Source organism: Bradyrhizobium sp. USDA 3397 (assembly GCF_054060965.1).
Window position 1 is genome coordinate 1,166,215 of record NZ_JBSSDS010000001.1, and the last position, 18,616, is coordinate 1,184,830.

The 18,616-nt window shown below is 65.8% G+C and carries 20 protein-coding genes; 2 read left to right on the forward strand and 18 right to left on the reverse strand.

The window, feature by feature from the left end:
• Window positions 1-5: 5 nt before the first annotated feature.
• Genes ACVWYQ_RS05495 through yajC form a run of 6 tightly spaced genes read right to left on the reverse strand, consistent with a single transcriptional unit; the run spans window position 6 to window position 5,647 of the window.
• Window positions 6-1,247 carry a threonine ammonia-lyase gene (locus tag ACVWYQ_RS05495; RefSeq protein WP_271537858.1) on the reverse strand — a complete coding sequence of 414 codons (1,242 nt, stop codon included), beginning with the start codon at window positions 1,245-1,247 and terminating at the stop codon, window positions 6-8.
• A gap of 45 nt (window positions 1,248-1,292) precedes the next feature.
• Window positions 1,293-2,156 carry a phytoene/squalene synthase family protein gene (locus tag ACVWYQ_RS05500; protein WP_271537856.1) on the reverse strand — a complete coding sequence of 288 codons (864 nt, stop codon included), beginning with the start codon at window positions 2,154-2,156 and terminating at the stop codon, window positions 1,293-1,295.
• The gene (locus tag ACVWYQ_RS05505) at window positions 2,153-2,536 is read right to left on the reverse strand and encodes an Mth938-like domain-containing protein (protein WP_028179505.1); all 384 of its coding nucleotides are present in this window, start codon (window positions 2,534-2,536) and stop codon (window positions 2,153-2,155) included. Before ACVWYQ_RS05505 ends, ACVWYQ_RS05500 begins: the two co-directional genes overlap by 4 nt.
• Before the next feature lie 60 nt (window positions 2,537-2,596).
• Window positions 2,597-3,616, reverse strand: coding sequence for a protein translocase subunit SecF (secF, locus tag ACVWYQ_RS05510; protein ID WP_271537853.1), 1,020 nt, complete (start codon window positions 3,614-3,616; stop codon window positions 2,597-2,599).
• 10 nt (window positions 3,617-3,626) lie between these two features.
• Window positions 3,627-5,231 (reverse strand): protein translocase subunit SecD, encoded by a 1,605-nt coding sequence (gene secD / locus ACVWYQ_RS05515; RefSeq protein WP_271537851.1) that lies wholly within the window; start codon window positions 5,229-5,231, stop codon window positions 3,627-3,629.
• 47 nt (window positions 5,232-5,278) lie between these two features.
• Window positions 5,279-5,647 (reverse strand): preprotein translocase subunit YajC, encoded by a 369-nt coding sequence (gene yajC, locus ACVWYQ_RS05520; protein ID WP_036012751.1) that lies wholly within the window; start codon window positions 5,645-5,647, stop codon window positions 5,279-5,281.
• Window positions 5,648-5,829: 182 nt separating this feature from the next.
• Between yajC and ACVWYQ_RS05525 the strand changes: the two genes are divergently transcribed.
• Window positions 5,830-6,810, forward strand: coding sequence for an ATP-binding protein (locus tag ACVWYQ_RS05525; RefSeq protein ID WP_271537849.1), 981 nt, complete (start codon window positions 5,830-5,832; stop codon window positions 6,808-6,810).
• Between the two features lie 176 nt (window positions 6,811-6,986).
• On the opposite strand, the gene ACVWYQ_RS05530 is transcribed toward ACVWYQ_RS05525, so the two are convergent.
• Window positions 6,987-8,372, reverse strand: coding sequence for a peptidoglycan DD-metalloendopeptidase family protein (locus tag ACVWYQ_RS05530; protein ID WP_404540959.1), 1,386 nt, complete (start codon window positions 8,370-8,372; stop codon window positions 6,987-6,989).
• A 109-nt stretch (window positions 8,373-8,481) separates the two neighbouring features.
• A complete protein-coding gene (locus tag ACVWYQ_RS05535; protein WP_271537845.1) occupies window positions 8,482-9,132 on the reverse strand; it encodes a protein-L-isoaspartate(D-aspartate) O-methyltransferase in 651 nt (216 codons plus the stop codon).
• Window positions 9,133-9,362: 230 nt separating this feature from the next.
• On the opposite strand from ACVWYQ_RS05535, the gene ACVWYQ_RS05540 reads away from it, so the two are divergent.
• Window positions 9,363-9,734, forward strand: a complete 372-nt coding sequence (locus ACVWYQ_RS05540; RefSeq protein ID WP_157286091.1) for a response regulator — start codon at window positions 9,363-9,365, stop codon at window positions 9,732-9,734.
• Between the two features lie 3 nt (window positions 9,735-9,737).
• On the opposite strand, the gene surE is transcribed toward ACVWYQ_RS05540, so the two are convergent.
• The 10 genes from surE to ACVWYQ_RS05590 all read right to left on the reverse strand — a co-directional run bounded on the left by surE (window position 9,738) and on the right by ACVWYQ_RS05590 (window position 18,592).
• Complete coding sequence (gene surE / locus ACVWYQ_RS05545; protein WP_271537842.1) at window positions 9,738-10,505, reverse strand: 5'/3'-nucleotidase SurE; 768 nt, start codon at window positions 10,503-10,505, stop codon at window positions 9,738-9,740.
• 111 nt (window positions 10,506-10,616) lie between these two features.
• The gene (locus ACVWYQ_RS05550; protein WP_157286092.1) at window positions 10,617-10,979 is read right to left on the reverse strand and encodes a hypothetical protein; all 363 of its coding nucleotides are present in this window, start codon (window positions 10,977-10,979) and stop codon (window positions 10,617-10,619) included.
• Window positions 10,980-11,098: 119 nt separating this feature from the next.
• Complete coding sequence (gene serS, locus ACVWYQ_RS05555) at window positions 11,099-12,430, reverse strand: serine--tRNA ligase (protein ID WP_271537839.1); 1,332 nt, start codon at window positions 12,428-12,430, stop codon at window positions 11,099-11,101.
• A gap of 137 nt (window positions 12,431-12,567) precedes the next feature.
• Window positions 12,568-13,380 carry a twin-arginine translocase subunit TatC gene (gene tatC / locus ACVWYQ_RS05560; protein WP_157286094.1) on the reverse strand — a complete coding sequence of 271 codons (813 nt, stop codon included), beginning with the start codon at window positions 13,378-13,380 and terminating at the stop codon, window positions 12,568-12,570.
• Entirely contained in the window at window positions 13,377-13,871 is a 495-nt protein-coding gene (gene tatB, locus ACVWYQ_RS05565) for a Sec-independent protein translocase protein TatB (protein ID WP_271537832.1), read from the reverse strand. Before tatB ends, tatC begins: the two co-directional genes overlap by 4 nt.
• An 89-nt stretch (window positions 13,872-13,960) precedes the next feature.
• The gene (locus ACVWYQ_RS05570) at window positions 13,961-14,194 is read right to left on the reverse strand and encodes a twin-arginine translocase TatA/TatE family subunit (RefSeq protein WP_036012762.1); all 234 of its coding nucleotides are present in this window, start codon (window positions 14,192-14,194) and stop codon (window positions 13,961-13,963) included.
• Window positions 14,195-14,359: 165 nt separating this feature from the next.
• A complete protein-coding gene (gene scpB / locus ACVWYQ_RS05575) occupies window positions 14,360-15,115 on the reverse strand; it encodes an SMC-Scp complex subunit ScpB (protein ID WP_271537830.1) in 756 nt (251 codons plus the stop codon).
• A gap of 21 nt (window positions 15,116-15,136) precedes the next feature.
• The gene (locus ACVWYQ_RS05580) at window positions 15,137-15,976 is read right to left on the reverse strand and encodes a segregation and condensation protein A (RefSeq protein ID WP_172783664.1); all 840 of its coding nucleotides are present in this window, start codon (window positions 15,974-15,976) and stop codon (window positions 15,137-15,139) included.
• Window positions 15,973-17,001 (reverse strand): beta-N-acetylhexosaminidase, encoded by a 1,029-nt coding sequence (gene nagZ, locus ACVWYQ_RS05585; protein WP_271537828.1) that lies wholly within the window; start codon window positions 16,999-17,001, stop codon window positions 15,973-15,975. Before nagZ ends, ACVWYQ_RS05580 begins: the two co-directional genes overlap by 4 nt.
• A gap of 46 nt (window positions 17,002-17,047) precedes the next feature.
• The gene (locus tag ACVWYQ_RS05590; RefSeq protein ID WP_271537826.1) at window positions 17,048-18,592 is read right to left on the reverse strand and encodes an SPOR domain-containing protein; all 1,545 of its coding nucleotides are present in this window, start codon (window positions 18,590-18,592) and stop codon (window positions 17,048-17,050) included.
• Window positions 18,593-18,616 lie beyond the last annotated feature (24 nt).

An 18,616-nucleotide genomic window follows, 5' to 3' on the forward strand; every position in this document is an offset into this window, starting at 1 on the left:
CGTGCTCAGGTGCAGCGCGCGCTCAGTCCGGATGCGCTGAGCCTGGCCATCACCTCGTCGAGATGCGCGGCATCGCGGGTCTCAATGACAAGCTGCAGCAGCGTCGCCTTGGCCGGCAGGTCGGAGAAGGTCCGCTGGTGTGAGACCTCGATGATGTTCGCACCCGCCTCGGCCAGCAGTGCCGCTACCGCGGCGAGCTGCCCCGGCCTGTCGGGGATATCGAGCGACAACTGCGTCAGCCGCCCCTCGCGCGCCAGCTCGCGGGTGAGCACGGAGGCGATCAGCCGCGTGTCGATATTGCCTCCACTCAGCACGAGGCCGACCTTCTCGCCGGCAAAGCGGGACGGATCGGACATCAGCGCGGCGAGGCCGGCGGCGCCAGCGCCCTCGACGACGGTCTTCTCGATTGAGATCAGGGTCGCGACTGCGCGCTCGAGCTCGGCTTCGTTGACGAGCGCAATATCGTCGACGAGGCGCCGAACGATTTCGGTGGTGATCTTGCCCGGTGATTTCACCGCGATGCCCTCGGCGAGCGTATCGCCGCGCGCCGGCAGATTGCCGTCGTGAATGGCGTTGTACATCGAGGGATAGAGCCAAGCCTCGACGCCCAGTATCCTGAGCGACGGCTTGATCGACTTCGCGGCAATGGCAATCCCGCTGATCAGACCGCCGCCGCCGATCGGGACGACCAGCGTGTCGAGTTCCGGGACCGCCTTCAGCACTTCCAGCCCGATCGTGCCCTGCCCGGCGATGACGAGCGGATCGTCGTAAGGATGGACGAAGACCATGCCGTGCGCTTCACCGTGGCTGCGCGCAAAGGCGGCCGCCTCCTCCAGCGTCGCGCCCGTGACCACCACCTCGGCGCCGTGATGCCTGGTGTTCTCGATCTTCACCATGGGCGTGCCGATCGGCATCACGATGGTGGCGGGAATGCCGAGCCGCTTGGCGTGATAGGCAACGCCTTGCGCGTGGTTGCCCGCGGACATCGCGATCACGCCCCGCGCGCGCTCGTCCGGCGTCAGCGCGGTGAGCCGGTTGAGCGCGCCGCGCTCCTTGAACGAGGAGGTGAACTGCAGGTTCTCGAATTTGAGCCAGATGTCGCAGCCGCAGATGCTGCTCAGCGTCCGGCTGTGGCTACAGGGCGTCTCGACAACGGCGCCTTGGATGGTCTTGGCGGCGGCGTGAATGTCTTCCGGGGCGACCGGAAGGCCGCTGAGATCGAACGAGCTTTGGGACATGTCAGCCATAGGACAGCATAGAGCATTTGGGCGGGCCAGGCGATAAGCCGGCGTCTATTTGGTAAATTCACGCGATCGCGAGGCGCGCCACAGCGTCCAGAGCGTGCGCAACCGCGAGGTCGGCTGCAACCTAAACGGATTGCGTCCCGGGCGCGACAGGCGCTCGAGATCGGCCTGCGCCTGGCGCAGCGGCAGAAACGCCGGCCGCAACGGCGGCGCCAGCTGCGCCAGCAGCGATGAAGCCGCGGTCATATGCTGCCGGGCTTCGCCCGCGAGCTGCTCCAGCACCGCATGGAGATTGGGCGTCTCCTTGCCGGCGAAGACATCCCCCATGCTGCAATCGTGCTGCTCCAGCACCTGCTGCGGCACGAACAATTGCCGGTGCGCGGCATCGCGCGGCAGATTGGCGATGACCTGCACGATACCCTGCGCCAGCCCGGCATGGCGGGCGACATGCTCGGCCGCCTCCGAAGGCGGTCCCAACACTTGCGCTGCCAGGGCAAACAACGCCGATGAGGTCGCCGCGAGGTAACCTTCCAGCGCGGCCATGGTCGGCATCGGGTCGTTGTAGAGATCGAACTGGTGCTCCTCGGCAAGCAGCGACAGCGGCTCGACCGGCAGGTCGAAATCGCGGATCGCACGAAGCAGCTCCGCCGCCACCGGATTACCCTCGGCGCTGCCATGGACATGGCCCGACAGCATGTCGGTCCACCATTGCAGGCGGATCTCGCCGGGCAAGGGCTGGCTCACCTGGTCGCGGACGCGGACGATCTCGACGTTGAAGGCGTACAGCGCCAGCAACGCGCGGCGCTCGGCGGCCGCCACGAATAGGGTCGCGGCGTAGCGCGGAAAGTCATGGCTGCGCACGAGATCGGCGCAGAACGCGGCGGAGTCGGATGGCGGCGCCGGGCTGCTCATGGCACGGCGATCAGCGCGGCGGCAACCCGCCGCCGTTCGCCGATCATGATGTTGTAGGTGCGCACGGCCGGGCCGGTCTGCATCGTGTCCAGCACCACCCTCACCGCCTTGAGCGCCTGACGCAGCTCCGGCGGCGGCAGCCACAGCCCCGTTCCAGTGCCGACCAGAAGCGTGTCGATGCTGTTGGCCGCCGTGAACACCCGATCCAGCGAGTAGCGGTCGATCTTCGCGGGGTCGGTCACGTCCCAGGCCCAGATCGCGTCGGGCAGGCAGAGCAGCGAGCCCCGATGGGACATGCCGGCAAAGGCGAAGCCGCCTTTGCCATAGGCGTCGATCGGCGCCGAGCGCGGGAAATGCGGAGCGTTGGGATCGCCGGCCATGAGTTTCGTCCGAATGGGCTTACTGCCCTCGCAAACGCCTGCGAGGGCACGAGGTTCGGATCATGCCTTGCTTTTCTTCGCCGGCGTCGTCGTATCGGGCGCGTCTTCGCGGTGCTCGCCGACGCCGAGATAGATCAGGATCGGCGCTGCAATGAAGATCGAGGTGTAGGTGCCGACCAGCACCACGCCGAACATCATCACCGCGGTGAAGCTGTGGATAGCATGGCCGCCGAACAAGAGCAGCGCGAGCAGCGCGAGCGTCACCGTGACGTGGGTGATGATCGAGCGCGACAGCGTCGAGTTGATGGATTCGTTGAGCAGCTGGGGCATCGGCATCTTCTTGTAGCGACGCAGCATTTCCCGGATGCGATCGTAGATGACGACGGTGTCGTTGAGCGAGTAGCCGAGAATCGTCAGAAGCGCGGCGATGCTGGTCAGATCGAAATCGACCTGGCTGATCGACATGAAGCCGATCGTTAGCACGATGTCGTGCACGTTGGCGATCATCGCGCCCAGCGCGAACTGCCATTCGAACCGGAACCAGAGATAAATCAGGATCCCGACGATCGCGAGCATCAGGCCGAGCATGCCGTAGGCCAGGAGCTCGCCGGCGACGCGCGGACCCAGCACCTCGGTGCGCTGAATGTCGACACTGTCGCCAAGCGCGCCACGAACCTTCTGCAGGGCTGCCTGCTGGGCCGCGTCGCCGCCCGGCTGCTCCGCAACGCGGATCAGGACGTTCTCCGGACCGCCGAACTGCTGCAGCTGGACCTCGCCGAGGCCCAGGCCGTCGAGCGAGGTACGCATCGCCGCGATGTCGGCGGCGCCGGACTTCGCCTTCACCTCCAGCAGCGTGCCGCCCTTGAAGTCGATACCGAGGTTCAGGCCGTGGGTGAAGAACAATACGATCGCGACGATCGACAGCGCCGCCGAGATCGGAAAGCTGATGCGACGGAAGCGCGTGAAGTCGAAATGCGTATCGTCGGGGACGATGCGCAGCGACGGCAGCAGGCCGAGCGCCGAGACCACGGTGAGAATGGCGATGAGAACGCCGAGCCCGATGAGAACGGTCTGAGTCACGATCAGGCTCCTAGATCGGCACGCTCTGCGGCCGCTTCCACCGCACCCACCAGGCGACGATCAGCCGGGTCAGGGTGAAGGCGGTGAACACCGTGGTGATGATGCCGATGCCGAGCGTCACGGCGAAGCCGCGCACCGGACCGGTGCCGATGTAGAAAAGCACCGCGGCGGCAATGAATGTGGTGATGTTGGAATCGAGGATGGTGGCGAGCGCCCGCTTGAAGCCGGCGTCGATCGCCGAGATCGCATTGCGTCCGCCGCGCAATTCCTCGCGGATGCGTTCGTAGATCAGCACGTTGGAATCGACGGCGATGCCGACGGTGAGCACGATGCCGGCGATACCAGGCAGCGTCAGCGTGGCATTGAGCAGCGACAGCAGGCCGAAGATCATTGCGACGTTGATGGCCACCGCGATGTTGGCGAACACGCCGAACAGCCGGTAGGTCACGAGCATGAAGATGATGACGAGGATCGAGCCGACATAGGCCGCCAGCTGACCCTTCTCGATCGAGTCCTGGCCGAGTCCCGGACCCACGGTGCGCTCCTCGACCACCGTGAGCGGAGCCGGCAATGCGCCGGCGCGCAACAGGATGGCCAGATCGTTGGCCGACTGCACCGTGAAATTGCCGGAGATCTGGCCCTGGCCGCCGGTGATGGGCTCGCGGATGACGGGCGCCGAGATCACCTTGTTGTCCAGCACGATCGCGAACGGCAGCCCCACGTTCTCCTGCGTGGCCTGCGAGAATTTGCGCGCGCCCGAGGTGTTGAACTTGAAGCTGACGACCGGCTCACCCGTGCGCTGGTCAAAGGTCGCCTGCGCATCGGTCAGGTCGCCGCCGGCGACCAGCACCTGCTTCTTGACCACGTAGGGCGTCGGCGGAGGCGAGGCGCTCATCAGCAGTTCGGATTCCGGCGGCACCCTGCCCGCTTGCGCCTGATCCGGCGGCACGGAGGTGTCGACCATGCGGAATTCCATCTTCGCGGTCCTGCCCAGCAGTTCCTTCAGGCGGGTCGGGTCCTGAAGACCGGGGACCTGCACCAGGATGCGGTCGTTGCCCTGGCGCTGGATGACGGGCTCGACGGTGCCGAGCTCGTTGACGCGGCGTTCGACGATCTGGATCGACTGCTCGATGGTCTTTCGCAGGCGATCGAGCACCGCGGCCTGCGGGACGCTCAGGCGGATCACCCCGCCGCCGGCATCAGTCACCTCGAGGTCACGCTGACCGCTGGATCCCATCAGGCCGCCCAGCGGCTGGGACAGCTCGCGCAGCTTGGCGAGCGCCGGCTGCACGTCGGTTTCCTTGGTGATGCGAACCTCGACCGCGTCATTGCGGACGGTGACGCCGCCGGTGAAGCCGATCTTGGCGTCGCGCAACGTCCGGCGAACCTCGTCGCGGATCTGATCCAGCCGTTCCTTCTTCACATAGGCAGCGTCGACCTCGAGTAGCAGATAGGAGCCGCCCTGGAGGTCGAGGCCGAGCACGAGGCGGCGCTGCGCCCAGGCGGGCCAGCTCTTGACTTGCGCCTCGGGGAAGAAGTTGGGGACCGCGCAGAGGCACACGATCAGCGCCGTCAGGATAATCCCCAGCGCCTTCCACCGCGTGAAATACAACATCGACTGGACCTGTCAGATCAGGAGACTTGAGACTCGCGGTGAAGCTCTCACTTCGCCGCGGTGTCGTCCTTGGCGCTCTCTTTTGCGCTTTCCTTGGCCGGCTCGCCCTTGGCACGAACGCCCGAGATCATCTGGCGCATCTGCCGCACGCGCACGCCGTCGGAAATCTCGAACTCGATCTGGTCGTCGTCGACCACCTTGGTAACCTTGCCGACGAGACCTCCCGAGGTCACGATGGTGTCGCCGCGGCGGATATTCTTCACGAGCTCGGCGTGGTCGCGGACCTTCTTCTGCTGCGGGCGCAGAATCAGGAAGTACATGATCACGAAGATCAGGGCGAACGGCAGCAGCGACATCAACATGCTGTTGGTGTCGCCAGCGGCCGCGGCCTGGGCATACGCAGGGGTAATCAGCATTCGGACGATCCTCGTGAGAACGGGGGAAAGCCGGTCAGGCCCTCGAAGGCGACCGGTTCGGTCAAATTCGCGCGGACTATAGCGGCCATTGCCCCAATTGCAACGCTGCCAGACTGCCCTTTTGGGCCACCTTGCGGCGGCCCGTGAGGCCCGATAAGGCTGCGTTCTCAGGAACTTCGGACATGCCCAAAAACCATAGCAAAAGCCCGGCCGGCAAAGGCCCCCGCACCCCTGCCAACAAGCCCACCCGTGTCGCGGCAAAACGCCCCACGGCGGCGGTCACCAAGGCAGAGCCAGACCCCGCGCAGGAGCGCATCGTCCGTGCCCTGGAGACCATTGCGGCGCACCTCTCCGCCCAAGGCAAGCCGGCGGTCGAGGCCGAGTCGTTCAAGCGGGCGGACGCCTATGTCTGGCATCCCGACGGACGCCTCTCGGCGGTGCCGCGCGTGAGCCGCGTCGAGCTGTTCCTGCTCAAGGGCGTCGACCGGATGCGCGACATCCTGATGGAGAACACCGAGCGCTTCGCCAACGGCCTGCCTGCCAACAACGCCCTGCTCTGGGGCGCACGCGGCATGGGCAAGTCGTCACTGGTGAAGGCAGCGCATGCCAGCATCAACGCGGAGCGCAAATCGGCCGACAAGCTCAAGCTGATCGAGATCCACCGTGAGGACATCGAGAGCCTGCCGGCCCTGATGGAGCAGCTGCGAGCCTCTTCCTTCCGTTTCATCGTGTTCTGTGACGACCTCTCCTTCGACGGCAACGATGCCTCCTACAAGTCGCTCAAGGCGGTGCTCGAAGGCGGCATCGAGGGCCGGCCAGAGAACGTCGTCCTCTACGCCACCTCCAACCGGCGCCATCTGCTGGCGCGGGAGATGATCGAGAACGAGCGCTCGACCGCGATCAATCCGGGCGAAGCGGTGGAGGAGAAGGTCTCGCTGTCGGATCGCTTCGGCCTCTGGCTCGGCTTCCACCGCTGTAGCCAGGACGAATATCTCGCCATGGTGAGCGGCTATTGCAGCCATTTCGGCATCGGGATCGACGACGAGGCGCTCGAGCGCGAGGCGCTGGAATGGTCGACGACACGCGGCTCGCGCTCGGGCCGCGTTGCCTGGCAGTTCGTGCAGGAGCTGGCGGGACGGCTGGGTGTGAAGCTGACGGCGTAGTAGCGCGAGCTGTTACCCCGAATTCAACTGTCATCGCCCGCCTTGTGCGCGCTTGCGCACTGGAGCGGGCGATCCGGTATTCCAGAGACCGTTGTGATCGATCGAGAGGCTGCGGCGTACTGGGTCGCCCGGTCGAGCCGGGCGACGACACTGTTCGTGCGGAGGCTACGTAAGTCTCACGCCCCGTTGAGGAATTGAAGCGGGTCAACCGGGCTCGATCCCTTGCGGATCTCGAAGTGGAGCTGCGGCGACGCCACTTCCCCGGATTGACCCGACTTGGCAATGACCTGGCCGCGCTTGATGGTATCGCCGCGCTTCACCAACAGCTCACTCGCATGGGCATATGCGGTGACGTAGCCGTTGGAGTGCCGAACCAGAACCAGATTGCCGTAACCCTTCAGCTCGTTGCCGGAATAGGCGACGACGCCATCTTCGGCCGCCTTGACCGGCGTCCCCTCGGGCACCGCGAGATTGATGCCGTCATTGGACTTGCCATTGGTCTTGGCACCGTAGCTCGTGACCACCTTGCCGCGGACGGGCCAGCGGAAGGTCGGCAGCGCGCCGGTGGCCTCCGCAGCCTTCGCCGGCGTCTCGGCAGCCTTCTCTTCCACATTGCTCGTGGCCTGGGCGAGCCGCGCGCTCTGCACGGGCGCAGCGGCCGTGGCCACCTTGGTCACGGGCGCCGGAGCTGCCGCGACGGGCTGGAGCGTTCCGGCCACCGGTGCAGCCGCGATCGGAGCCGCAGCGACCGGCGCCGCGACGGCGGCTGTCTTGGCACCGGGCACGGTCAGCTTGGTGCCGAGCTTCAGCTTTGCCGACGGATCGAGGCCGTTGGCACGGGCGAGCTCTGCCGCCGAGATGCGGTTCTTGCGCGCGATGCTGGCGAGCGTGTCGCCGCGGTTGACGAAGTGCGTGCTCGGCGGTGCCGCGACGGCAGCAACCGGCTTCGCCGCAGGCACTGCCGCGACCGGGGCCATCGCGGGCGCCGGTGCAGCTGCCGTCGCCGGCGACGGAATGATCAGCTGCTGGCCGGGCGAGAGCGTCCGCGGACCCTTGTAGCCGTTGGCGGCAAGGATCGCCTGCGGCGTGACGCGATAGCGCTTGGCGAGCACGTCGAGCGTGTCGCTGGTACCGACGATGATCTTGGTTCCGCCGGCCGGCTGGGCGGCCGCGACCGACCGCGGCGGGACGGTGGCCGTGGTCTCCAGGTGCGGTTGCGCCGGGGGCGCATATGAGCTGACGCCGCGTCCGCCACCGGACACCCCGCCCCCGGAGGCAACGGGATAGGACTGCGGGGCAGACACCGCGGGCGGAGGCAAAGCCTGCGACTGGTAGTAACCGGGCTGCGTCTGCGGCCGCGCATATTGCGGCAGCTCACGCTGCGGCGGCGGTGGCTGCTGCACCGAACCGGTCTGCTCGGAGGCGAAAGGATTGGAGAAGTTCGTCTGGGACAGCCGCGACGACATGTCGGCGCTGCACCCTGCAAAGCTGAAGGAGATCAGCGCCAGCACCGCGACCTGCGGCACGCGGCGCGAGTAAAGCAACTCGGCGACAGCGGACATGGTTACTCACTCGTACGCAACAGAACTGGTGTTTTAAGTAAACACGCGCCGAGTAAATAACGGCTTAACCCTCACAATAAGATGTTGGCGGCACTGCCGATCCGGGATTCTACAGCTCCCGCGCCACCCCGGGCAGTGCCGGCACGAAGCGGACCTCGACGAGTTCCTTGCGCTCGATTCCGGTTTCGCTGCGGGCCAGGCGGGTCAGCGTCTGCACGCCCTGATGCGGGCCGACCGGGGCGATCAGGATGCCCCCGACCTCCAGCCGCTCGACCAGGTTCTCCGGTATCTGCTCCATCGCGGCGGTGACGATGATGCGGTCAAACGGGCCGATGTTGGGAGGCAGATTGAGACCGTCACCGAGCATCACCTCAACATTGTGACAATCGAGCTTCTCAAGCCGGGCGCGTGCCGTGTCGGCGAGCTTGCGATAGCGCTCGACGGTCAGCACCTGGCCGGCGAGCCGCGACAGCACGGCGGCCTGGTAGCCGGAGCCGGTGCCGATTTCGAGCACCCGGTGCTGCTTCTGGAGCTGGAGCTGCTCGGTCATGTAGGCGACGACGAAGGGCTGGCTGATGGTCTGCCCGCAGGCGATCGGCAGCGCGCTGTCATGATAGGCGCCCTCGCGATCGGCCTCGTCGACGAAAAGCTCGCGCGGCACCTCTTCCATGGTCCGGAGCACGGCCTGATCGCTGATGCCCCGACGCCTCAGGGTGAGCTGAAACATCATCTTTTCCGGCGGGTGCTGGTGGGGCGTCATTGCTGCTATTGCTCATCTCGTCCGGGCGGATCGCGGCACTGCACCGCAAGAACCCGAGACGAGAATCTTGTTCCGGCTCAGGAACTCATGATAGCGTTTCAGTGCAGCATTTGACCACAACAAGGCTTTCAAAGCGCTAAGCCATTTGCGAGGTTTGCGTTCGCCGAAACGCGCATTGCGTCGCCTATCGTTATCTGCGAACGTTTACGGGAATGGGCAAGGACTCAACCATGACTGCGACAGGGCTTTCGGGCCGCTCTGTTTTCCTCGTCGAGGACGAGGTCATGATCAGAATGATGGTTGCGGACATGCTGGAGGAGCTCGGCTACAGGGTTGCCGCCGAAGCGGGCGACATCAATGAGGCCATGCGGCTTGCGCAATCCACCGAGTTCGATCTCGCCATTCTCGACGTCAACGTCAACGGCAAGGTCATCTCGCCGGTCGCCGATGTCATCATGGCCAAGGGCTGCCCGTTCATCTTCGCTACCGGTTACGGCTCCTCCGGCTTGCCCGAGCAATATCGCGACCGGCCGGCGCTCCAGAAGCCGTTTCAGCTCGACGCGCTCGGCAAGACCATCGAGGCCGCGCTTCGCGGCAGCTAACCCTTATTTCAGGGTGAGGCCAAGCGCTTCCGAAAACGCCTCGTCGGTGCGGTCGAGCCTGAGCGGGGTGACCGAGACGTAGCGCTCGCGCAGCGCCGCGAGATCGGTGCCGTCGGCGGGCGTGTCGAGCATCGCGGTCCGCTCGAATCCGATCCAGAAATAAGGATTGCCGCGGCCGTCCCGGCGCTCGTCGATCCTGAGGAAGCCGAGATTGCGCTTGCCTTGCCGCGTGACGCGGATGCCCAGCACATCCTCCGGCGCGCAGGACGGGAAGTTGATGTTGATGACGGTGTCCTTCGGAACGCCGGCGGCGATCACCTTGCGCAGGATATCCGGCCCGAATTTGCGGGCCGTGTCCCAGGGCGGCCGTTCGCGGGTCTCGACGCTGAACTCCTGCGACAATGCGAATGACGGCAACCCCAGGATGGTGCCTTCCAATGCGCCGGCAATGGTGCCGGAATAGACCACGTCCTCGGCGACGTTGCGGCCCTTATTGACGCCGGACAGCACGACATCGGGCAGCTTGGCTCCCAGAATATGGCGCGCTCCCATGATGACGCAGTCGGTCGGCGTGCCGCGCACGGCGAAGTGCCGTGGGCCGACCTCGCGCAGACGCAAGGGATCGTTCAGCGACAGCGAGTGCGACACGCCAGACTGGTCGAGCTCGGGCGCCACCACCCAGACATCATCGGTCAAAGCGCGCGCAATCTCCTCCACGACCTTGAGGCCGGGAGCGTGGATGCCGTCGTCATTGGTGCAGAGAATGCGCATGCGGAAGGTTCGATTCCTGAAAGCGGGTCTGAGCCGTCTTATCCGGCCAGCGCCGATCAGGCAAACCGGACGATTGCGGCGGGCCGGCGGCTGGTTCCCTGGCTGGTCCCGCTAGCGGCGAACGCGCCATTGCGGCAGGAAGCGCGCAAGCCGGCCTTCTGCACGCAGTTGCATCGCCGGCACGACCGGGTTCACGACGGAAGCCTCGATGACGCCGAGCGCCTTTAGCTGCGCGACGAACGGATCGGACGTCGGCTCCTGCGGAAAGCGTTCGCGTGCCACGCTCAGCGCCTTGTCGAAATCCGCAGCATTGACCCCGGGCTTGGCCCGCCGGCTCTGCACGAGATCGTCGTCCCAGAGCCGCGCGATCTCGATGTCGAGAACGCCGCGGAGGCGCTGATCGATGGCCTGGATCCCGGCCCCCGTCACCGCCCATTGTCTGCCGACCCAGAAGATGTCGCGGTGCAAGGCCATGAACGGAGGGTTCGCGTGGACGGGCCGGCAGGATAGCGGGCCGCCCGATCTTCGCAACGCGATTCTCGTCATGCCGCGTTTTCGGACGCGAACCGGTGTCCACTTCGCAGGAAAACGCTTTAGTCGCGCGCGATCACCTTCAGCCCGCCCATATAGGGCTGGAGCACGTCCGGAACCGCGATCGAGCCGTCCTCCTGCTGATAGGTTTCCATCACGGCGATCAGCGCGCGGCCGACGGCGGTGCCGGAGCCGTTCAGCGTGTGCACGAAGCGCGGCTTGCCGTCGGGCCCGCGCGAGCGCGCATCCATGCGCCGTGCCTGGAAGTCGCCGCAGACCGAGCAGCTCGAGATCTCGCGGAACGCCCCGCCCTCGCCCTGCCCGGGCATCCAGACCTCGATGTCGTAGGTTTTTTGCGCCGAGAAGCCCATATCTCCTGCGCAGAGCGTCATCACACGGTAATGCAGGTCGAGCTTCTGCAGCACCTGCTCGGCGCAGGACAGCATCCGCTCCAGCTCGTCCTTGCTCACTTCCGGCGTCGTGATCGAGACCAGCTCGACCTTGGTGAACTGGTGCTGGCGGATCATGCCGCGGGTGTCGCGCCCCGCCGCACCCGCCTCGGCGCGGAAGCATGGCGTCAGCGCGGTCAGCCGCATTGGCAATTGCTTCTCATCGAGGATGGATTCGCGGGCGAGATTGGTGAGCGACACTTCGGCGGTGGGGATCAGACCGAGGCGCTCGGTCTTCAGCCGCTCATGGTCCGGCGAGGCGAGCAGCTCGCCCTTGATCGCCCAGAACTGATCGTGCTCGAATTTCGGCAATTGTCCGGTGCCGAACATCACCTCGTTGCGCACCAAGAGCGGCGGATTGATCTCGGTGTAGCCATGCTCGGTGGTGTGCAGATCGAGCATGAACTGGCCGATGGCACGCTCGAGCCGCGCCAGCCCCTTCTTCAGCACGACGAAACGCGCGCCGGAGAGCTTTGCCGCCGCTTCGAAATCCATGTAGCCGAGAGCGGTGCCGAGATCGTCATGCAGCTTCGGCGCGAATGCGTAGTTGCGCTTGTTGCCGTACACGTGGTGCTGCACGTTGCCGTGCTCGTCGACGCCGTCGGGCACGTCGTCGAACGGGATGTTCGGGATCGCGGCCAGCTCTTTGTTCAGCTCATCGTCGGCGGCTTTCGCCGCCGCTTCGAGCTCGGGCATCGTGGTCTTGAGCTCGGCGACCTCGGCCATCAGCTTGGCCGCACGCGCCTCGTCCTTGGCCTTCTTGGCATCGCCGATTTCCTTCGAAGCTGCATTGCGCCGCGCCTGCGCCTGCTCGGAGGCCAGGATCGCCGCACGCCGCTTCTCGTCGATCGCGAGCAGCGAGGCCGACATCGGCGTCAAGCCACGCCTCGCGAGGCCGGCGTCGAAGGCTTGCGGATTGTCGCGGATCGCTTTGATGTCGTGCATGGCTGTCTTCCCGTCATGGCCGGGCTTGTCCCGCCCATCCACGTATCTGCCGCCTTAGATCAAGTCGTGGATGCCCGGGTCAAGCCCGGGCATGACGAATCATGGGCTGGACAACGACATGATAGTGCGAAAGTGCCCTACTCCGCCGGATTGGCCGGCGTCGACACGTCAGTGCCGGTGGCAGCCTGTGCGGCGGCCGCTTTCCTCTCCACCATCGCCACCGCGAGGATCGAGCCCTCGTAGAGCGCCATCAGCGGAAACGCGAGGGAGCACTGGCTGAGCACGTCGGGCGGCGTCAGCACGGCTGCGATCACGAAGGCCATGACGATGAAGTAGCGGCGCTTCTCGCGCAACATTGTCGAGCTGACGATGCCGATCCGCCCGAGCAGCGTCAGGATCACCGGCAATTGGAAGGCGATGCCGAAGGCAAAGATCAGCGACATCATCAGCGACAGATATTCGCCGACCTTGGGCAACAGCTGGATCTGCGCAGTCTCGTCGCCGCCGGACTGCTGCATGCCGAGCGAGAAGCGCACCAGCATCGGCAGCACGACGAAATAGACCAGCGCCGCGCCCAGGACGAAGAAGAACGGCGTCGCGACCAGATACGGCAGGAACGCCTGCTTCTCGTGCTTGTAGAGGCCGGGCGCGACGAACTTGTAGATCTGCGTCGCCACGATCGGGAACGAGATGAAGCCGGCGCCGAACAGCGCGAGCTTGAGCTGGGTGATGAAATATTCGAGCAGCGCCGTGTAGATGAATTTCGAGTTCTCCGGACCCGCAATCCACACGAACGGCCAGACAAGGACGTTGTAGATCTGCTTGGCGAAGAAGAAGCAGAAGATGAACGCAATGCCGAAGCCGAGCAGCGCCTTGATCAGCCGCGAGCGCAGCTCGATCAAATGGTCCATCAGCGGGGCTTTGCTGGCCTCGATATCGGCGTCGGTCATGACGCTTTGGCGTCCTTGATCGCTTCGGATGGCGCGGTGTCCTGCGCAACCTTTGCCTGTTCGACCTCACGGGTGATCGCGAGCGGCTCGTCCGCGGCCGCATGCGCTTCGGCTTCCATGAAGGTCGACGGCGTCGGGGTCTCCGGTGTCGTGGGCGTGACGGGCGGATCGACGGCGGTGGCCGCCGGCGTCTCGGCCGGCTTGTCCAGCGCATCGATGCGAAGCGCGTCGCTCACGTCCTTCTGGAGCGAGCTCATCGGATTAAAACCCGTGGCGGCTTCCTTGACCTCGTCGAAGCTTTTCTTGAGGTCGGCCATCTCGGCCTCACGCATCGCCTCCTGGAACTGGCCTTGGAATTCGGCCGCCATCTTGCGCGCCTTGCCCATCCACTGCCCGACCATGCGCAGCACGCCCGGCAGCTCTTTCGGGCCGATGGCAATCAGGGCCACGACCCCGATGAGGACCAGTTCACTCCACCCGATGTCGAACATGAGGTCTTCCGTTCACGCGAAGCCGGAGCCGGCCCATCCCTTGCGCGCAGGATCGGGCCGCTACCCGCGTCTCGCGTGCTTCTTCCGGCTCAGACGGCCTTGCTGCCGACGTCGGACCGTGTCGCGGTCGGCGCAGCATTGTGCTCGATCGACTTCGCCGGCTCGGGCTTCTCGGCAGCCTTGTCGTCGTCCTGCATGCCCTTCTTGAACGCCTTGATGCCCTGAGCCACGTCGCCCATCAGATCCGAAATCTTGCCGCGGCCGAACAGCAGCAGGACCACTGCGATCACCAAGATCCAGTGCCAAATGCTGAGTGAACCCATCCTGCAACCCTCCAAACGCGCATAGCCGGGGACCCGGCCGATCTCACCGAAACCTAGGCTTGGCAGGCCTCAAAAACAAGGACCAAGGCAGCGCCAATTCGCTGTCGGTGCTACGCAATCTTGCTAGTGTTAACTGGTCGCAGGGGCCCGTAATTCGCCGGTACGTCAGTCCTCGGCGCCGCCTTCGCTGCCACCCTCATTGCCGCCTTCTGGCGGGCTCTCAGGCTCGACCGCAGGCGCAAGGGCGAGATCGAGGTCATCGCCGGGTTCCAGCGGATCCTCGTCCTCACGCAGCGCCGGATCGTCCGACGGCGTCGGCACGCTGAACCCGGTGGGCAGGCGCGAATCCAACAGGCCCGTCCCCTTCAGCTCTTCCAGGCCCGGCAGGTCGCCGAGCTGTTCCAAGGTGAACTGCGACAGGAACTCCTCGGTGGTTCCGAAGGTCAAGGGCCGGCCCGGCGTCTTGCGTCGGCCGCGCGGCTTGATCCAGCCGGTCTCCAGCAGCACGTCGAGCGTGCCCTTTGACGTGACGACGCCGCGGATCTCCTCGATCTCGGCCCGCGTCACCGGCTGGTGATAGGCGATGATCGCGAGCACCTCGATTGCGGCCCGCGACAGGCGGCGGGTCTCGGTGCTCTCCCGCGTCATCAGCCAAGCCAGATCGCCCGCGGTGCGGAACGTCCATTTGTTGGCGACGCGAACGAGATTGACGCCGCGCGAGGCATAATCGGCTTGCAATTGCTCGAGCGCCGTCTTGACGTCGACGCCCTCGGGCATGCGCTTGGCCAGCGTCGCGGTGTCCAGCGGTTCATTCGAGGCGAACAGCAGCGCCTCCAGCAGCCGCAACTCCTCAGGACGCGCCTGGGATTCGTTCTCCATCGGCTCGGCCTCTTCTACCCGCACTTCAGCCAGGCTTGCCATGGCAGATTCTCCTTCTTGCACTTAAGCGACCGGCGCATCAGGCGCAGGAGCTGCGTCCGGGACCGGTTTTGGGCGCCCCTTCCGGAAATAGATCGGCGCAAACGCTTCCTTCTGATTCAGCTCGAGCTGACCTTCGCGCACCAGTTCGAGCGCGGCGGCAAAGCTTGAGGCGAACACCGTCGCGCGCTGCGTCGGGTCGGCGACATGCCGGATCAGGAAGTCGTCGAGAACACCCCAATCGTCCTGCTCGGTGATGCTGCCGACCAGCCGCTCCAGCGTGGCGCGCGCTTCGGCGAGCGACCACACCGTGCGCTTGGCCAGATGCACGCTCGCCAGCACGCGCGACTGGCGTTGCGCGGCATAGGCGGTGAGCAAATCATAGAGCGTGGCCGTGTATTTCGGGTGCTTGATCTCGGCGATGTGCTCGGGCTCGCCACGCGGGAAGATGTCGCGCTGCAATTGCGGCCTGTTCATCAGCCGGTTGGCGGCTTCGCGGATGGCTTCCAGGCGGCGCAGCCGGTTGGCGAGCGCCGTCGCCATCTGCTCGGCGCTCGGGCCTTCCGCGCTCGGCGGCTCCGGCAGCAGCAGGCGCGACTTCAGGAAGGCAAGCCATGCGGCCATCACCAGATAGTCCGCGGCGAGCTCCAGCCGGATCTTTCGCGCGGCTTCGATGAAATGGAGGTACTGGTCGGCGAGCGCGAGGATCGAAATCTTGGCGAGATCGACCTTCTGCTGCCGCGCCAGCGCGAGCAACAAATCGAGCGGGCCCTCATAGCCCTCGACGTCCACCACCAACGCCGGCTCACCCTCGGCGAGCTCTGCGGGCCGCCCGGTTTCGAACGATAGGATTTCTGCAGTCATGCCGATGCCGTGTTTGCCCGTGCGATCAATGCATCCAGTTCGGCGCGTGCGGCCACGCGGTCGAACGGCTGCGGCGGCTTGCGTGCGGCGAGCGCGGCGTTCGCCCGCTCCAACGCCCCACCGGCCAGTTCAGGTGTCTCGCCGGCGACGTCGCGCATCTCCTCGATGTTGCCGTTGCAATGCAGGGCCACGTCGCAGCCGGCCGCCAAGATCGCGCGAGTCCGCTCGGCGATATTCCCCGACAGCGCGTTCATCGACACGTCATCACTCATTAACAAACCCTGGAACCCGATTGCGCCGCGAATCACGTCAGCAATCATTGTCGCAGATGTCGTCGCCGGATGGGCGGGGTCGAAGGCGCTAAACACAACATGTGCAGTCATGGCCATCGGCAGATCAGCCAGCGGCTTGAATGCGGCGAAATCGGTCCGCTCCAGCTCGTCCCGGGGCGTGTCGACGGTCGGCAGCTTGAAATGGGTGTCGGCGGTGGCGCGGCCATGCCCGGGAATATGCTTGAGCACCGGCAGCACGCCGCCCTGCTCCAGGCCCTCGGCGACGGCGCGGGCGATCGCCGCGACCTTGCCCGGCTCGGTGCCGTAGGCTCGGTTGCCAATGACCGCATCGGCGCCCGGCACCGGCACATCGGCCAGCGGCAGGCAATCCACGGTGATGCCCAGATCGACGAGATCGGCTGCGATCAGGCGGGCACTGAGGCGCGCCGCGGTGAGCCCGAGGGCCGAATCACTGTCGTACAAATTCGCGAATACGGCCCCCGGCGGATAAACCGGCCAGTGTGGCGGCCCCAGCCGCTGCACCCGTCCCCCCTCCTGGTCGATCAGGACCGGCGCGTCGGGGGCCTTCGCGACCGAACGCAATTCCGCAACCAATGCAGCAACTTGAGCCGGTGTCGCGACATTGCGCTTGAACAGGATGAAGCCCCATGGGCGTTCGGCACGGATAAACTCCCGCTCGGCGGCGGTCAGTTCCGTTCCGGATACGCCGGTAATGAAGGCCCGCGTTCTCATAACGGCCGATTAACCCTGCCCCGCGAGGGGGTCAAGGAAACGGCCGTTAATTCCTCTGGACGAAGCAGGCAGACAGGCCTGCGGACTTCAGATTGTTGCAGGCCTGCGTCGCTTCCTCGGCCGAACCGTAGGGGCCGGCGAAGGCGCGGTAGACGACTCCCTTGCCCTTGTCGGTGAGGTCGACACGCTTGATGACGGGCGAACGGGAACCGAGCACGCTGCCGTATTTGCTCTGAAGCACCCGGTAGGATGCGGCGGCGCTATCCTCGCTCTGCTGCGAGGAGACTTGCACGATGTAGCCGCCACCGCTGCTGGTCGGCGCGATCTGCGTCGGGTTGGTCGCAGCCATCCGCTGCGGCGGCTCGGCCGCCGGGGACGATTGCGGCGCCAGCGACATCGGCTGGTTGGCGCTGGCATTGGCCGAGGTCGGCGGATTGCGCGGCGCGGCGGGCGCAACCGGCGCGGCAACGGGCTTCGGCGCCGCGGGCGCCGGCTTGGCGGCGGCAGATTGCGGCACGGCGCTATCGGTCTGATCGCCCTTCACCGCAACGGTCCTGATCGCGCGCGGCGAATTGTTCGGCAGCGTGCCGTTGCTCGGGCTCGGACCCGCGCTCGGCGGCGGCACGGTGGATGGCGACACGCTCGCCACCGAGGGCGGGTTCGCATTCTGGTTCAGCGGCGGGAACACCACGCGCGGCCCGCCCGCCGTGGCGTTGACGTCGACGGGCGCCTCCTCGCGCGGCACGATCTTTTCAGTGCCGTCACCGCTGACCATGCGGTCCGGCACCTTGGCCGCGGAGTCCGTCGGCGCCGGCACGATCTTGGTCGGGGTGTTGTCGGCCTTGATGATCGGCGGCTCGCCGCTACGAGGCGAGCCGATATAGGTCTTGTAGGCGAATGCAGCACCGGTGCCGAGCACGGCAAGCGCCAGGATCGCCGCAACCGTCATCATGCCGCCGCGCTGCTTCTTCGGCTCCTCGACCTCTTCCTCGGGATAGTCGCTTTGGTAGGCGTAAGGGTCGTCGGGATAGGCCGGCTCGCGCTGATAGTCCTGCTCGCTCGTCTCCAGCCGACCATAGAGCGCATCGTCGTAGCGCGACGGATCGGGCTGCGCATACGGTTCCTGATAGGACTGCTCCTGGTAGGCCTGACCATGCTGCTGATAGGCCTGCTCCGGATGAGCCTGATCTTGATAGGAGTCCTGGTAGGCCTGCGGCTGATGAACGACAGGCTCGGGCGCGGCGGGCTTGGCCGCGTAGCGATGCAGCGGATGAACCGGGCTTACGGTGACCGGATAGTCAGGCTCGGGCGCGGGTGCCGGCTGCGGTTGTACGTTGGCACGCCGCATCCATGAAGGCGGCGACGGTGCCTGCTCCGCGTAGTCCTGCTGATCATCGAGCTGGCGGTAATCGTGGTCCTGATAGCTATGGGCGGGCGCCGCCGGCGGACGCGACTGCGCTGCAAACGGATCGGTCTGCCCGATCAGACGGGCGAGCTCGGCCAAGGGATCGCTATCCGCCTTCCCATGCTGGTCGCCGCCGCGACCATAGTCATCGGAAGGAAACGGTCTGTCCTGATATCGTTCGGCCATCGTGATGATGCGTCCCTTCGGGAA

Coding starts and splice junctions, on each gene's coding strand:
- ACVWYQ_RS05505 (WP_028179505.1), bottom strand. CDS start 2,536: ATGGCCGGCGATCCCAACGCTCCGCATTTCCCGCGCTCGGCGCCGATC.
- surE (WP_271537842.1), bottom strand. CDS start 10,505: ATGCGCATTCTCTGCACCAATGACGACGGCATCCACGCTCCCGGCCTC.
- tatC (WP_157286094.1), bottom strand. CDS start 13,380: ATGACCGACGCCGATATCGAGGCCAGCAAAGCCCCGCTGATGGACCAT.
- tatB (WP_271537832.1), bottom strand. CDS start 13,871: ATGTTCGACATCGGGTGGAGTGAACTGGTCCTCATCGGGGTCGTGGCC.
- ACVWYQ_RS05495 (WP_271537858.1), bottom strand. CDS start 1,247: ATGGCTGACATGTCCCAAAGCTCGTTCGATCTCAGCGGCCTTCCGGTC.
- ACVWYQ_RS05525 (WP_271537849.1), top strand. CDS start 5,830: ATGCCCAAAAACCATAGCAAAAGCCCGGCCGGCAAAGGCCCCCGCACC.
- ACVWYQ_RS05540 (WP_157286091.1), top strand. CDS start 9,363: ATGACTGCGACAGGGCTTTCGGGCCGCTCTGTTTTCCTCGTCGAGGAC.
- ACVWYQ_RS05535 (WP_271537845.1), bottom strand. CDS start 9,132: ATGACGCCCCACCAGCACCCGCCGGAAAAGATGATGTTTCAGCTCACC.
- nagZ (WP_271537828.1), bottom strand. CDS start 17,001: ATGAGAACGCGGGCCTTCATTACCGGCGTATCCGGAACGGAACTGACC.
- ACVWYQ_RS05550 (WP_157286092.1), bottom strand. CDS start 10,979: ATGGCCTTGCACCGCGACATCTTCTGGGTCGGCAGACAATGGGCGGTG.
- yajC (WP_036012751.1), bottom strand. CDS start 5,647: ATGCTGATTACCCCTGCGTATGCCCAGGCCGCGGCCGCTGGCGACACC.
- ACVWYQ_RS05530 (WP_404540959.1), bottom strand. CDS start 8,372: ATGTCCGCTGTCGCCGAGTTGCTTTACTCGCGCCGCGTGCCGCAGGTC.
- ACVWYQ_RS05590 (WP_271537826.1), bottom strand. CDS start 18,592: ATGGCCGAACGATATCAGGACAGACCGTTTCCTTCCGATGACTATGGT.
- ACVWYQ_RS05500 (WP_271537856.1), bottom strand. CDS start 2,156: ATGAGCAGCCCGGCGCCGCCATCCGACTCCGCCGCGTTCTGCGCCGAT.
- ACVWYQ_RS05580 (WP_172783664.1), bottom strand. CDS start 15,976: ATGACTGCAGAAATCCTATCGTTCGAAACCGGGCGGCCCGCAGAGCTC.
- scpB (WP_271537830.1), bottom strand. CDS start 15,115: ATGGCAAGCCTGGCTGAAGTGCGGGTAGAAGAGGCCGAGCCGATGGAG.
- ACVWYQ_RS05570 (WP_036012762.1), bottom strand. CDS start 14,194: ATGGGTTCACTCAGCATTTGGCACTGGATCTTGGTGATCGCAGTGGTC.
- secD (WP_271537851.1), bottom strand. CDS start 5,231: ATGTTGTATTTCACGCGGTGGAAGGCGCTGGGGATTATCCTGACGGCG.
- serS (WP_271537839.1), bottom strand. CDS start 12,430: ATGCACGACATCAAAGCGATCCGCGACAATCCGCAAGCCTTCGACGCC.